16 protein-coding genes are annotated in these 13,772 nt (G+C 66.6%); 8 read left to right on the top strand and 8 right to left on the bottom strand.

All coding sequences use genetic code 11. The annotated features are described in order from the left end of the window. Nucleotides 1–7: 7 nt before the first annotated feature. On the bottom strand, nt 8–1,171 hold the full coding sequence (locus ACZ6RT_RS30320) for an MFS transporter (RefSeq protein ID WP_470157336.1): 1,164 nt from the start codon (nt 1,169–1,171) through the stop codon (nt 8–10). After that, nucleotides 1,168–1,647, bottom strand: coding sequence for a GNAT family N-acetyltransferase (locus tag ACZ6RT_RS30315; protein ID WP_399193702.1), 480 nt, complete (start codon nt 1,645–1,647; stop codon nt 1,168–1,170). The genes ACZ6RT_RS30320 and ACZ6RT_RS30315 overlap by 4 nt, the downstream gene beginning before the upstream one ends. A 907-nt stretch (nt 1,648–2,554) precedes the next feature. On the opposite strand from ACZ6RT_RS30315, the gene ACZ6RT_RS30310 reads away from it, so the two are divergent. The 4 genes from ACZ6RT_RS30310 to ACZ6RT_RS30295 all read left to right on the top strand — a co-directional run bounded on the left by ACZ6RT_RS30310 (nt 2,555) and on the right by ACZ6RT_RS30295 (nt 6,307). Continuing rightward, nucleotides 2,555–3,223, top strand: coding sequence for a Type 1 glutamine amidotransferase-like domain-containing protein (locus tag ACZ6RT_RS30310; RefSeq protein ID WP_470157335.1), 669 nt, complete (start codon nt 2,555–2,557; stop codon nt 3,221–3,223). A gap of 319 nt (nt 3,224–3,542) precedes the next feature. Next, on the top strand, nt 3,543–4,508 hold the full coding sequence (locus tag ACZ6RT_RS30305) for an ankyrin repeat domain-containing protein (protein WP_470157334.1): 966 nt from the start codon (nt 3,543–3,545) through the stop codon (nt 4,506–4,508). Nucleotides 4,509–4,597: 89 nt separating this feature from the next. Then, a complete protein-coding gene (locus tag ACZ6RT_RS30300; RefSeq protein ID WP_470157333.1) occupies nt 4,598–5,191 on the top strand; it encodes a hypothetical protein in 594 nt (197 codons plus the stop codon). Between the two features lie 513 nt (nt 5,192–5,704). Beyond that, the gene (locus ACZ6RT_RS30295; protein ID WP_399193711.1) at nt 5,705–6,307 is read left to right on the top strand and encodes a DUF4352 domain-containing protein; all 603 of its coding nucleotides are present in this window, start codon (nt 5,705–5,707) and stop codon (nt 6,305–6,307) included. A gap of 338 nt (nt 6,308–6,645) precedes the next feature. Here ACZ6RT_RS30295 and ACZ6RT_RS30290 read toward each other — a convergent pair whose 3' ends face one another. Both ACZ6RT_RS30290 and ACZ6RT_RS30285 read right to left on the bottom strand, forming a co-directional pair. Further along, on the bottom strand, nt 6,646–7,056 hold the full coding sequence (locus ACZ6RT_RS30290) for a VOC family protein (protein ID WP_399193713.1): 411 nt from the start codon (nt 7,054–7,056) through the stop codon (nt 6,646–6,648). A 37-nt stretch (nt 7,057–7,093) separates the two neighbouring features. Continuing rightward, entirely contained in the window at nt 7,094–7,378 is a 285-nt protein-coding gene (locus tag ACZ6RT_RS30285; RefSeq protein ID WP_470157332.1) for a DUF7710 domain-containing protein, read from the bottom strand. 391 nt (nt 7,379–7,769) lie between these two features. Here ACZ6RT_RS30285 and ACZ6RT_RS30280 point away from each other — a divergent pair, with 391 nt between their 5' ends. Next, entirely contained in the window at nt 7,770–8,702 is a 933-nt protein-coding gene (locus ACZ6RT_RS30280; protein WP_470157382.1) for an ADP-ribosylglycohydrolase family protein, read from the top strand. 326 nt (nt 8,703–9,028) lie between these two features. Here the strand turns inward: ACZ6RT_RS30280 and ACZ6RT_RS30275 are convergent, their stop codons facing one another. From ACZ6RT_RS30275 to ACZ6RT_RS30265, 3 genes are all read right to left on the bottom strand, one after another. Further along, a complete protein-coding gene (locus ACZ6RT_RS30275; protein WP_470157331.1) occupies nt 9,029–9,772 on the bottom strand; it encodes a restriction endonuclease in 744 nt (247 codons plus the stop codon). A 189-nt stretch (nt 9,773–9,961) separates the two neighbouring features. Further along, on the bottom strand, nt 9,962–10,483 hold the full coding sequence (locus ACZ6RT_RS30270; RefSeq protein ID WP_470157330.1) for a hypothetical protein: 522 nt from the start codon (nt 10,481–10,483) through the stop codon (nt 9,962–9,964). Nucleotides 10,484–10,555: 72 nt separating this feature from the next. Next, nucleotides 10,556–11,326 carry a GntR family transcriptional regulator gene (locus ACZ6RT_RS30265; RefSeq protein WP_470157329.1) on the bottom strand — a complete coding sequence of 257 codons (771 nt, stop codon included), beginning with the start codon at nt 11,324–11,326 and terminating at the stop codon, nt 10,556–10,558. A gap of 93 nt (nt 11,327–11,419) precedes the next feature. Between ACZ6RT_RS30265 and ACZ6RT_RS30260 the strand changes: the two genes are divergently transcribed. Genes ACZ6RT_RS30260 through ACZ6RT_RS30250 form a run of 3 tightly spaced genes read left to right on the top strand, consistent with a single transcriptional unit; the run spans nt 11,420 to nt 12,251 of the window. Beyond that, the gene (locus ACZ6RT_RS30260) at nt 11,420–11,791 is read left to right on the top strand and encodes an ATP-binding protein (protein WP_470157328.1); all 372 of its coding nucleotides are present in this window, start codon (nt 11,420–11,422) and stop codon (nt 11,789–11,791) included. Next, nucleotides 11,788–12,042, top strand: coding sequence for a hypothetical protein (locus tag ACZ6RT_RS30255; protein ID WP_470157327.1), 255 nt, complete (start codon nt 11,788–11,790; stop codon nt 12,040–12,042). Before ACZ6RT_RS30260 ends, ACZ6RT_RS30255 begins: the two co-directional genes overlap by 4 nt. Continuing rightward, entirely contained in the window at nt 12,039–12,251 is a 213-nt protein-coding gene (locus tag ACZ6RT_RS30250; RefSeq protein WP_470157326.1) for a hypothetical protein, read from the top strand. The genes ACZ6RT_RS30255 and ACZ6RT_RS30250 overlap by 4 nt, the downstream gene beginning before the upstream one ends. A gap of 804 nt (nt 12,252–13,055) precedes the next feature. On the opposite strand, the gene ACZ6RT_RS30245 is transcribed toward ACZ6RT_RS30250, so the two are convergent. Beyond that, the coding region (locus ACZ6RT_RS30245; RefSeq protein ID WP_470157325.1) for a transposase at nt 13,056–13,772 on the bottom strand (717 nt) is incomplete at its 5' end.

Genomic DNA, 13,772 nt, shown 5'->3' with positions numbered 1-13,772 from the left:
GTCAGGGTCACAGCCGGGCTGTCACCGTCAGGGTGACAGCGGTCAGTGCGGCGAGCAGCGCCCAGGCGGGCGCGAAGCCGCCGGTCAGGTCCGTGAGCAGGCCGAGCACGGGTGGTGCCAGGATGACCGCCACCTGGTTGACCGCCATGGCCAGGCCGAGGGCGAACCCGGTCCGGCCCGGCGGCGCCGATTCGGCGGCGTAGGCGACCCAGGGGCCGTACCAGCCGATCCCGAAGAAGCCGAGCCAGACGAAGAGCAGGCAGGCCGCGACGGGGGATCGGCCGACGGGGGTCGTCAACAGCGTCATCCCGATGATCACGGCGGCCAGGCACGTCAGGACGCAGGCGTAGCGGCCGGATGCGTGGCGGTCGCTCCAGGCCGCAAGGCAGACACGGCCCAGCGCGCCCGCGCACTGGACCGCGACGTAGACCAGGGCCGCCGAGGCGGGGGCCATGGACGTCACCTCGTGCAGGTACAGCACGGTGAGGACGCCCACACCGCTGTGCACCGAAACCATGCTCGTACCGGACAAGATGATCTTCTTCATGTACGGCTCGCGGAGCAGTTCCAGCCGCACGAGGGACGTGGCCGGCGTCGGGTGCCGGTCCGGCGGGCGGCGGTAGAAGACCATGAAGGCGACGGCGCCCGACAGGGCGACGAGCGCGCCGGCCACGAGCGTCGACCGCCAGCCGAAGGCCGTCGCCAGCGAGGGAAGCGCGAGGGCGGCGAGGACGCCCCCGAGCGGAAGCCCCGCCTGGCGGACGCCCATGGCCATGCCACGCTGCCGGGCGTCGAACCAGGACGCCACCGATTTACTGCCGCCCGGCTGAATGGTGCTGTATCCCGCACCGACGATCAGCAGGGCGACGAGCAAGGAGACATACCCCGGGGCCGCACTTCCGGCGGCCAGCGCGACGGCGACCACCAGAGCACCGATCCCGACGATCCAGCGTTCGTCGTGGCGGTCCAGCAGGCGTCCCGCCACGAGCAGCCCGGCCAGGGGAAGCAGCTGAGCCGCCGACAGCAGCAGGCCCAGCTGGGTCGTGTTCAGTCCCAGGTCTCGTTGCAGGTGGACACTCATCGCGCCGATGCCCTGCACGAAGAACGCGGCCGCGGCCTGGGTGAAGGTCGCGACACCCAGAACGACCCAGCGGTATCGCGACGTCTTCACGGCTTCCGGCACAGCAGGGGATCGGGGTGATCGCAGAAGCCGAGCTGCCGGTAGAGCGGTTCCGCCTGGCGGGAGGCGGTGAGGTCGACCCGTACGGCGTCGCGGTCGCGGAACCAGTCGAGCAGACCGAGCATGATCGTCCGGCCGTGCCCGCGCCGCCGGTACGACGGGTCGGTGACCATGCCGATGACGTGGCCGATCCTCCCGTTGCGGGAGTGGGGACCGGGGAACCACTGTTCGATGGTGCCGATGCCGCAGGCGGCCAGGCCGGTGTCGCCGTCCACGACCAGGATCCGGCAGTCGGGTTCGGTCAGCTTCTGCTCGAAGACCCGTGCGAGCGCGTCGCGCCAGTCGTCACCGGCGTTCGCGGGGTTGAAGAAGTCACCGCCGAGGTCGTCGAAGAGCAGTGCCCGGAGACGGACGAGTTCTGAAATATCGTGCTCTGTTGCTGTTCGCATCATGACGTACAGGCTCATGTAATGAGCTTGTGCGTCTCAACCCTTACGGCGCGGACGCGGTGAGCTTCCCCGCGGAACCGGCGAACCGCCCGTCGGCGAGCGCCGGTGAACCCGACGGCCGCTGCCGCACGGCAGCGCCACACGGGGCACTCCACACCGACCATGACCATGCGCTACGCCGCCACGCCCGACGAGCACGCCGAGCGGGCACTCCTCGCAATCAGGAAGTCCGAGGCCAACGGCACCGGGGTGAACTTCCCCCACGAAACTCCGCCGGGATGCACCCGTTCGAGCGAGCCGACCGCTTCCCTCTCAACGGCCGTCGCCCACTGCCGCCCCTGCAGAGCTGCGACAAGGACAACGTCCGCCCGACCTGCGGCGTCTTCGTCACCGACGCCCGCCACCTGACCACAACTCCGCCCAGCCACCTGCCCCGGGATGACCATGGTTACGAGAAGCCGCGTTTCCCGCACCCGGCCCGAATTTGTCGGCCTTGTACGCCATGATCAGCACTCGTATCAGCACTCGTATCAGCACATCCCCCAAGGAGTGCCATGGCCGTCACCGGCAGAGCCGGATGGTCCGGCATGGGCTGGAACGGCTGGACGCACCTCGCTCTCCTCCATGCCCAGCTCGACGCGGGCGCCGACCCGAATGCGGGAAAAGACTTCCATGGACGGCCCCTCCACCGAGCAGCCGAGCGCGGCCCGCCTGAAGCGGCCCTCGCGGTGGCCACCCGGTCAGCCATGATCCAGAGCTCTGTGAACGGCTCAACACGAGTGAACACCGCATCAACCTTCCTACTCACCGATCTCTCGACCCTCGACCCTCGACCCTCGACCCTCGACCCTCGACCCTCGACCCTCGACCCTCGACCCTCGACCCTCGACGAGAGCGTCATGACCGCCACGTACAGGAGGCAAGCGTGAAGCTTCTTCTCACTTCCGCCGGCGTCAAGAACCCGAGCATCCACAGCGCGCTGGTCGACCTACTGGGCAAACCGATCGCCGACTCCAACGCCCTCTGTATCCCCACCGCTAGCTACGGGCACCCCCAGGGCAACCCCGGTGGGGCATGGCGTTTCATCAGCGGTCGGTCCTCCACCCCCATGTGCGAGCTGGGCTGGAAGTCCTTGGGAGTGCTGGAACTCACCGCGCTGCCCAGCATCGACGAACAACGCTGGGTCTCCTGGGTCCGGGAGACAGACGTCCTGCTGGTGAACGGCGGCGACGCCCTGTACCTGTGCCATTGGATGCGGCAGTCGGGGCTGGCCGATCTCCTGCCGTCGCTGCGCGAGACGGTCTGGGTGGGACTGAGCGCCGGAAGCATGGTGATGACCCCCCGTATCGGAGAGGACTTCGTCGGCTGGGAACCGCCTTCCGGGAGCGACAGCACACTGGGCATCGTCGACTTCTCGATCTTCCCGCACCTGGATCACGAGCTCCTGCCGGAGAACACCATGGCCCACGCGGAAAGATGGGCGGCCGAAATCCCAGGCCCGGCGTATGCGATCGACGACGAGACCGCCATCAGAGTGACCGAGGGCACCGTCGACGTCGTGTCCGAGGGGCACTGGAGGCTGTTCTCCCCCTGACACCGAAAGGGCTCGCACGGTGGCCGCCGACTTTTCGCTGATCCCGGGCCCCCTTCGATGCGGACCCCGTTAGGACGTGTCGCCTCCCATCAACGAATGCCGTTCGGTGCCGTCAGGTGCCGCGACGGTGACGTCCATCGTTCTCGGCTGCGCTCCGGTGTCAGCGGGTCCGCTGACTTTTCGCCGACTCCACCCAGCCGCCCGACCTGAGGCGACCATGGCTACGGGAAGTCGCGTTTCCCGCGGCCGGCGCGAATTTGTCGGCCTCGTACGTCATGATCGGCGCTCGTCTTCAGTACGTCTCTCTCAAAGGAGTGCCATGGCCGTCACCGAAGGAGCCGGATGGTCCGGCCTGGGCTGGAACGCCTGGACGGATCTCGCGGCGATCCGTGCTCGGCTCGACGCAGGTGCCGACCCGAATTCGGTACTGGACTTTCGTGGACGGCCCCTTCATCACGCGGCCGAGGAAGGCTCACCGGAAGTGGTCGCGGAACTGGCCCGGCGCGTCGACGACGTCGACGCCGAGCACGACGGCCGCACCGCACTGTGGCTCGCCGTCTTCAACGACCGCCCCGACAACGCCCGTGTCATGGTCGCCGCCGCCGGAGCGGACCCGTGGCGGCCGATGATGAACGGCTGGTCCCCCGGACGGCTCAGCCTGGCCGGTCCCACCCCCGATCTGTTCACTCTTCCCGATGGGGAGGCCGGCCTGTCCGCCACCGAGGCCGCCACCGTGGCGGAGGCCGGACGTCTGACCGCCGCGTTGGGACGCTTCGAAGGCGACGGCCACAGCCTTGCCTGCGTCGCCGACATCACCGCTGCCGAGGCGGCACGGCGCCTGGAGGCCGTACCGGTTGATGACGCCGACATTGAAGAGATCATGGGAGATCCCTGGGCGGATTTCGACGTCACCTTGTCCGTCATCGGTGTCTCCGACGTGCCCGGCGGATGCATCGTCTTTCAGCCGTGCGGATACGCCGCGTCCAACCCCGGCGTCATAGAACGCCTGTCAGTGGGCACCGTCTGCTATGGGCTGTTCGCTAATCCCAAGAGCGGCAACCAGGGGGCCATCGCCCGCAACGGCGCCATCGAGGAATGGGACACCCACCCCGGTGGGGGCAACGTCTGCTCCGAAGAACCCGCAGAAGAGATCCTCGCCGCCTACCTCTACCACGACCAGGCCGAGGCCTACTGCTTCGCCGGAGCGGGCCTCCGGCCGGCTGACGCCCGATCGATCAACGGCCGGGCCGACATGTGGCTCAAGCTGCCCGGACAAGACTGGTGACGTTAACCGGAGATACGACAAGAAAGTTCGTTCCCGCCATCTGAAGTCGGGCCTTCATCCTGCGGCTCGACCTCCGCCACAATGATCATGTGATCGACTACTACCGCGATTTCTTCGAGCGGCATCAGTGGCTGGAGAACGCCCTCTCCTGGACCGTCGTGCAACCCCTCGACGAAGAGATCACTGCGGACGACCTCCTGCGACGAGTGAACGGAGGCCGCGCCCCCGAGCAGCGCGTCATGGAGTGTCCCCGGGAAGAGTCCGGGGAAGAAGGTTGCCCCGTCCTCCTCGTCTCCGAGGGCGAAGGAACCTGGGGTTTTCTCGACCTCGCCGGAGGTCTCGGTCTGTCCGACCGCGTCCTCACCGCCCTCAGTGCGGAGTCACGCGTGTGGATGGTGACCTGGCACTTCAACGGGGGATACACGATCCTCCATGCGGCCGGCGGCGAGATCAGGGCGCGGATGCGCGACTTCCTCTTCACCGAGCACGTCGTCGAGGAAGGCGACCCGAGCATCCTGGCCGACTTCCGCGCCATGCTCGACGGTCTCGACCCGGAGGACTACCGCGGCAAACGCGGTGCGGCGTTCGCCTTCATCGAGGCGGCCACCGGCCTGGCCCTGGACAGCGAGTTGCCGGAGGTGGAGAACGCCCCCGTGGTCATCCTCGACCACCCTGCCGCCTGACCGGTTGTCGGCCGGCCTCCCCGCCACGGCGGCAGCTCATCCTCCGAAGACGCCCACTGACTTTTCGCTGGCTCCGCCCCCGGAACTTCAACGGACGTCCTCACCAATCTTGCTGCCACGATCGCGGGTGAGGATGCCGTCAGCGAGCAGCGAGGTGCCCGCCAGGACCTGTAAAGCACATTGGCCCGAACCGATTGTGGCGCAGGTACTCACGTCGATCGCCTTTCATACTCCACCTCACGTCTTCAGGTGGCCGGAAGAGGCCAGGTGAGCCCGTCAACTAAATGGGTGTCATATGCGTCTGACACGCATCCCCTTGAGTCTGGAGATGTCGTGACCTATCCCCCGCAGGGCCCACAACCTCGGCCGGGTTACCAGCACCCGCAGCAGCAGCCCTACGGGCATGTGCAGGGCCCGCCACACGGGTATCCGCCCCCGTACGGCCACCCCGGTCACAGCCACCAGCCGCCGCCGAAGACCAGCCGCGGGGCCGTCGTCGGGATCGTGGCCGCCGTGTCTTTGACGGTCGTGGCGGGCGTCATCGGCACCCTCGTGCTGCTGGGCAGCGGGACCACCGGGAGCGAGCTCCGTTCGGCCCCGGACGGCGGGCAGCTTTTCAGCGCCCCGCCGCCCACCGAGGCCGGGCAGCCTGCGGACACCGGGCAGACCATCGCGGACCCTCCCGCCGAACAGCAGGGTCAGGTCGCGAAGGTTGGGGAGACCATCACCGTCAAGGGGCGTCAGCCCGGCGTCGAAGTGGCCGTCACCCTCAACCGCGTCATCGACAACGCCACGTCGTCGAACCAGTTCCTGCAGCCCGACCCCGGCACCCGCTACGTCGCCGTCGAGCTGACCCTGAAGAACGTGGGCCGGCAGGTCTACACCGACTCGCCGATCATGGGCGCCGACCTGATCGACACCGAAGGCCAGCAGCACCGCACCACGCTGATGAGCGACGTGAAGGAAGGGGTGCCCTTCGGCGGCTCGATCACCGTGGCCGTCGGCGACACCCGGAAGGGCCTCATCGTGTTCAAGGTTCCCGCCAACGCGAAGCCCGCGAAGCTGCAGTTCGGCGTCATGCTGAGCAGCGAGAAAGGCGAATGGGCGCTGTTGTGAGCAGGTGCCGGAAATCGTCGGTTCCGGCCCCCGTCACCCCCGGCATCCCGCTGGAGAACATCTCCCGCCTGGTCGGTCACCGCAACACCTCAGTGACGGAGACGGTCTACCGCAAGCAACTCCGCCCGATGCTCCTGGAAGGGGCTGAAGCGATGGACAAACTCTTTCCCGATCTCTAGCTCAGCACCCCGACGTAGACCCATGCCCGGCGAGAGCGTCCGCCTCGCCGGGTCGTCGCTTTCTGATGCCGCATCAGGCAACCTTCGTCTTGTTGCGAGATCCCATCCGGCCGCGTGAGGGCAACGTCGTGGCGGATCGGCGGTCGACGAGCAAGCTTTCTAGCCGCGCTTGGGCCAGACCGGGCCCTGGTCGGTCCAGACGACCCCCTTGTTGCGGCACAGACAGAAGGGGTGGCCGATCGGGTCAGTGTAGATCCGCCAGCCGTAGCCGTCGGAGCCGATGAAGTCCTGTCGCAGCATCGCGCCAAGGTCGAGGACGCGGCGCTGCTCGGACTCGATCTCGTCCACTTCGAAGTCGAGGTGGAACTGCTTGGGGTGCTCGCTGTCGGGCCACTGCGGAGCGCGATAGTCGTCCACCCGGATGAAGGCCAGCTCGAGCTCACCGAACTTGATGCCAGCCCAGTTCTCGTGGCTGCCTTCTTTGATCGGTCGGCCCGTCACCTCGGCGTAAAAGGCCGCCAGTTTCATCGTGTCCGGGCAGTCGATGATGAAATCGGTGAGTCGCAGCATTCCGCGATCTTGTCACAAGATCTTTGATACAGCCGCCTTAGTCCGCGTCCCCATCGGTGTAGTGGAAATGCTCCTGGTGGGCGGTCGTGAAGCGCCCGACGAACGAGGGGGTCCGCTGATGGGCGGCGCGAGGCTGGAAGTGGCCGTGCTCGATCGCCCAGTCGTGGACACCCGTGTCGAGGGGGTACTCCGTGAGCATTCCCGTCAGCTCGCCGGTCTTGATCCACGACTCTGCGCGCTCTCGTGTACGGAACACGCCGGACGGCCACTGAGCGCCCTCGCCCAGGAAGACCCAGACGGTCAGGGGGCTGGAATAGCTCACCGCTGAAACACCTCACCACTGGACTTTGCGAAACCCGGAAGGGCGCGGACCTGGTGGATGGACCGTAGTCACTCAGTTGGTCACCCGGCAACGCAGAAGGCCGCTCCCGATCTTTCGGAAGCGGCCTCTGACCTGGGTGGAGATGAGGGGATTCGAACCCCTGACCCCTTCGATGCGAACCCCGGTGAGGCGTGCAAAGCATGGTCGCTGGATGCCATCCTGTGCTGTCAGGTACCGCGCCGATGCCGTCTGGTGATCCCGATCGCGCACCCGTGTCAGCGGGTTCGCTGACTTTTCGCTGACTTTCATCAGCCCTTCGCGGGCTGGTCCCATCTGTCGGTCACGAAGCCTCCACTCCACGGCGGCTCGGTAGCCTGCGGTCGTGGATCACATGGAGCGCGTCGCCGGGGCAGTCGTCGGTTCGGCGGTGGGCGACGCGCTGGGCGCCCCCTTCGAGTTCGGTCCGGCGGGCGCGTTCTCCGCTCGCTTCCCGACGCCCGGTGCCGGAGGGGAGATGTGCGGGGGCGGCGGCTGGGACGCCGGAGAGGCCACCGACGACACCCAGATGGCCGTTCACGTGGCCGAATCCCTGCTGGAGCGCGGCGGCCTGGACCTGCCCGACGTCTTCACCCGCTTCCAACGCTGGGCGGCCGACGACCCCAAGGACATCGGACTGCAGACCGAGGACGTTCTCACCCGCGGCCTGCCCTGGGACCAGGCCGCCACCGCTCACTACCGCAGTAGCCACCGCGCCGCCGGAAACGGCTCACTGATGCGGGCCACCCCCTCCGCGGTCTACTTCGCCGCCGACGGGCGACAAGCCACCATGGACGCCGCCCGCCGCATCGCCGCTCTCACCCACGGCGACCCCGCGGCCTGGGAAGGAACGGCGATCTTTCACGACCTGGTGCGCCTCGCCCTGAGCGGCGCAAACCCCTTGGAAGAGCTCCCGCAGACCCTCCCCGCCGTCCACCCCGGCCACCGCGAGCGGTATGCCGTCATAGTGGCCCCCGACTGGCACCCCGGTCAGGCAACCGAGTTCAACGGCGCCGTCTGGCCCTGCCTCGGCTCCGCCATATGGGCCCTGCGCACCACCCGAAACTACGAGGACGCGATCCGTGCCGCGATCGACCTGGGCGGCGACACCGACACCGTCGCCGCGGTCACCGGCGGCCTGGCCGGAGCCGTCTACGGACTGACCGCGATCCCGACCCGCTGGACAGAGCCTCTCCACGTCCCGCTCCCCGGAAGCGGCGGCCGAACCCTGCGCCTGCCACATCTGCTCGGTCTCGCTCACGCGCTGACAGAACAGCATCGTAAGTGATGACCTCGAACGACAGAGGGCCTCTCAGAAGACCAAAGGGCCGCCTCTAATCATCAGAGACGGCCCTTGACCTTGGTGGAGATGAGGGGATTCGAACCCCTGACCCCTTCGATGCGAAGCCAAGTCATCCGACCTGGGACCTTGGCCTATGCGCTACTTGAGCTGCGGAGACAGTCTCTCGCCGTCCGTGGCCGTCCGGTTCCGTCCGTGGCCGTTGTCACCCAGTTGGTCACTCAGCTCCCCGCCAGTCAATTCTCCTTGTCTGCCACGAAGCTCCTGCGCTGCGGCAAGGTGACGATCCATCCCTCTAGCGGAAGGCAAAGCGATCATTCTCGCCCTATCGCAATCTCCGCAGCATCAAGCCGACATTCTAGCTCTGCCACATCTGGTTCAAGTATCGCGAATAACTCGCTCGGCGAATTAACCACTATATTATCTTCTCGCACAGGGAATACGATGTCGGCCCTGCCTAGACCAGTGGCAGCAACTAGGGCCGCAAAGACTTTATTGTAAGTAATAGGAAAACGCCCACGCAATGCTACACTCAGCGCCCACTCTGTCGCTTGCATAACAATATAGCCACTATAGCCTGCGTTATCGAATACATCTGCGCGAAGCCTATGTGCAAGGCGATCCTTCTTATTGAGCGCACCATAACGCTCCCTGCACCGATAGAGGCGTTCTTGCAAGTTGTTCAACTGCGCCCTGCCAAATACATCCCTCGTTTTTTGTGCTAATTCAGCAAGAGAGGCGAGCTGTACATTTGTAAGCTGTGCAGCCTCAAGCGCGCCGCTTTGAAAGCCTTGTTCAGCCATTAATATGCCTCGGTCGGCCCCAACATCGGAAACTATTTGACGAAGGGCTAAGACGTGAAGCTTTGATACCCGCTGCTGCCAATGCTTGCACTCGACGACCCAGAGGAGGTCAAAACCCACATGGTGCGCCCGCACCACCACGTCAACATCGTGCGAAGTGCGAGCGCCGTGGATAGTTACATTCGTCTCTGCCTGAAGGCCTAAGTCGCGAAAGAAGGCAGCTACTTTCTCTTGGTAATCATCCCATGCGGACATGGTCCAATTATGCTCCTGACTGGTTTCGCTAACGAGGTCTTCCCGTTTACCTTAGGCCTTAACTCCTCTCCGTAGACAGGGTGTGACGCTTAGAGATCCTCTCATTTAACAAGAGGAGCCGTAGTGGTTTCTCACACAGACGAGTCGGAGTGAGAGGTTCGCCGTTGGGCAACGGAAGCCTCTTGGATATCAGCGTGGCCCGCGCCAGTAAGCGAGATGTCCGCTCGCGCTCTTGACGACGCGCGGCGTGGACTCGTCCTGGGGCCAGATCTGTAGGAGATAGCGGTCGATGATCTCGCGTGAGGTGTCCGCCTCCACGGCCTCATCCATGTTCTGGGCGTGGTAGCGCAACCGGTACCACCCTGGCCCCGCGGGCAGTTCGGGAAGCTCATGGAACTTTCCGCCGCCCCACTCGTGTAAGGACACCTGGCCGGCCTCGGACTCGAAGCTGATCTCCACGATGTCCTCGTACCCGTCGGTGTCCGCGCCCGGATCGTGGCCAGCCACGGTCACCGAGAAGCCGACCGTGCCCGTGTGCAGGCCCGTGATCAGGAAGGCTCCACCGTCGTCCACGCGGATGATCCCGACGGGGTGAACGGGGTGATCGGCGGGTATGTCATCTGGCCCCATAGCGTCGTCAGTGTCATCGATGAGGTACGCCTGGTGGTAGTGGACATGCAGATCGAACGATACGGTCCGGGTGTCGGTCATGGGCGGCGATCATACGATCACGGACTGACGTTTTCGGACGGGAGCAAGGGATGGTACGTCCCTCGTGATGGGTCATCCAATGCTGCGTTCACCTACCGGACCGGAGTACCCAAGTTGCGAGGTATCCGCCGGGACCACAATGTCGGCGACCTCGACCGGACGGCCGTCGGCGAGATATGCCCGCTGAATCGTCAGCACGATGGACCCCGGCGAGATGCCGAGGCGCTTGGCCTCTCCCGGAAGAGCGGCGCGTGCGCCGACATCCTCAACCCAGTCATCGACGATCACGCCGATCTCGGCCATCCGGTGCGTCACCCCGTGGCCGGCCAGCGGCCCGTCCTCGGGCATCGCCACGATCGTGCCTTTGGTCAGTTGCAGCGGCTCGTAAGAATCCGACAGCATCCAGACTTGGCCGTCGGACCGGAAGACGTATCGGGTGTGCATGACGTCATCGCGGTCATCCTCGGGCTCGTCGAGAGCAAGCCGGGCACGTACTTCCGGCGACGCGCGCATCGTGGTGGATTCGTACTCCCAGCTTCCGGCCCTCGCCTGCTCAAGCATGCTCGCGGCGAACGGTGAGCCGGCCTTCCGCTCTCGGTACCAGGAACGGGGAATCCTCCGTACCGGTTGGCGCTCCCTCACGAAGGTGCCCGCGCCGGGGCGGGAGATGACATGCCCTTCCTGGGCGAGCTGGCGGATCGCCTCGCGGATGACGCCCTCGGCTACGCCGTGCTCGGCAGCCAGGTCCTGGCGTGCGGGCAAGCGGGTTCCCGCGGGAAGTTCGCCGGTGACGATTTGCCGCCGGATGAGGGCGACGAGCTGAAGGTACCTGGGCTGATCCACTTCACCAGGTTGACATCCGGATATCCGGCTTGCAAGCTGTACATCCGACTAGCGAGCCGGATAGCCGGATCGCTCTTCCCCTGGTGGTGATCCATGTCGACCTACTCACAGGACTACGCGCCACTGCCCGGCAGCGTCGACGCAGCCGTACAGCACGCTCGCACCATCACCAAGCAACACCAGCCTGACCGCACCGACGACGCCGCGCAGGTGGTGCACGCGATGGTCTCCGACTCCCTCACCCGAACCGAACAGGGCAGCACGATCCGCCTCATCACGACCGTCGCCCCGAACTGCATCCGCTTTGAGGTCCGCGACCCGAACACCCCGAAGCCAGGCACGCCCACACCCTCGGACGCATGGCGTCTGGTGTCCGCGCTCGCTGACCGGTACGGATCTCGCGGTACCCGAGACGCCCACCTGTCATGGGCCGAGCTCTACGTCCGACAGGTGGCACCCGTATGACCCTCGTACTGCCTGACCCAAGCCTGCCGATCGACGACGCCGAGTGGCTGAAGATCCTCACCGAAGCCTTTCCGTCCTGGAGCTTCTGGCACAGCCCCGCCGGCTACTGGAGAGGCACCCACCACCAAGAGCTGACCGAGGAACAGGCTGCCCCTGAGTCCCCGTTCCTGCGCACCGTGGAAGCCAACACGGCACGAGAACTGGCGACCGAGCTCGCCCGGCAGGAAATCTTTCGGGGAGCACCGGCATGAGCTTCGATTTCGGCACGCCTCACGCGGTCTGCGACCACTGCGGTCACGACCTTGAGCGGAGGTTCGGGCTGGACGGGATCGTCTACCTGGACTGGCTCCTGGATCCGAAGCTCGACCGAGCTGCCTGCGAGACCAGTCCAACCAAGCGGCACGTACCCCGAGACGAGACGCCCATGAGCGCCCACCAAGGGAACAGCAACCTCCTGTAATCCCCCGGCTGCCGGTGCCTGTCATGGCGGCGGCGGTCGGGCCAGACCCCCGCGGGTGCGCGCAGGCACTCACCCGCGGGGTCCGTGGTCCCGCTCCGACCTGGAGGGGGGAGCCGTTCCGCAGGGTGGGACGGCATGGGGCGGGACCACCTATCGCGTCCGGCAGGCAGCGACTCCACCGCACCGCCGGACCCCGGGCCCTCGCCCTCCTTCCCCGGTCAGGCGAGGGCCCGCCCACACACCGACAGACGGATAACCCGTCCCACTCTCACCCTTGTCATCTCTGCATGAGACGAGGGTTTCTCTCACTCGCCGGAGACCAGATGCTTCCTCGCATATCCATCCTGGACCGCTTCCGCTTGCATCTCCGTCGAATAAAGATCCGCTTACGTCTCCACAGAGCCAGGAGGGCCGATGCAGCCATCGAGGAGTTGTTGCAAGAGATTGGCCTGGATCCGGCGAGGGCCATGGAAGCGTTGCGGAAGCGCTTCCCGCACGCCGACGACACCTGATCAGAAAAAGCCTCCACCCAGCGGGGAGTGAGGGTTTGCCTTATTCCGCTGCTGCACACACAGCCTCCAGGCAGGCGGCCCGCCCCGTCAACCGGTGGCAAGTGGACCCGTACCGCAGGGCCGCCAGGCCCGAGACATCCGATGGGCGGGGCGTGTCAACCCGGTCCGGAGTGACCGTCGGCGCGAACGGCGGGGTGTGGGCATGACAGTGGGCGCGCCGGCGGTTGCTCCGGCGCGCGGGGGTCTGGGGGCTGCGAAGCCCCCAGCGGCAACGGTGCTCAGCCCGGTCGGCTCACGCTGCGGCGGGGTGCTGGGCCGATGCGGGAAACGCCGCTTGTTCCCGGTAGGTCTGGCGGGTGGTCAGGCAGTGAAACAGGCACCCGAGGAAGCGGTTGTAGAGGTTGCGCAGGGCGGCAGCGTGGCGCTCGCCCTGGTCTTTGCGTCGGTCGTAGTGGCCTCGCGCTCCGGGTGAGGCGGTCAGCGCGGCGAATGCCCACACATACCCCACCGCGGCCAGGCGCTGGTTCTTGACCCGGCGGTGCATCACGGCGCGGCTGCGTCCGCTGGAGCGGGTGATGGGGGCCGCGCCGGCGTAGGCCTTGAGGGCTCGGGCGTCGGTGAAGCGGGTGCGGTCGTCGCCGACCTCGCCGAGCAGTCGGGCGCCGGTCAGGTCGCCCAGGCCGGGGAAGCTGGTGATGATCGCGTGGTCGGGGTGGGTGCGGAACGCGGCGACGGCGGCCTCTTCCAGAGTCGCGGCCGAGGTGCAGGCGGCCTCCAGCACCGCCAGCAGTGCCAAAGCTTGGTGGCCGTAGGCCTCTTCGACGGGGCCGGGTTGGCGCAGGTGCTCGGCGCGCAGCCCGGTGTGGATCTTCTCGGTCCAGGCCTGCAGGTGGTAGATCCGGCCGCTGCGCTTGAGGGCGGCGCGGATCTGCGGCCGGCTCAGCCGGGCGGCTGCGGTGGGGGTCGGGGCAATGGCCAGGACCGCGCGGGCCTCGCGGCAGCTGACTCC

The organism is Streptosporangium sp. NPDC050148 (genome assembly GCF_055586505.1).
This window is presented reverse-complemented; position numbering and strand designations above follow the sequence as displayed.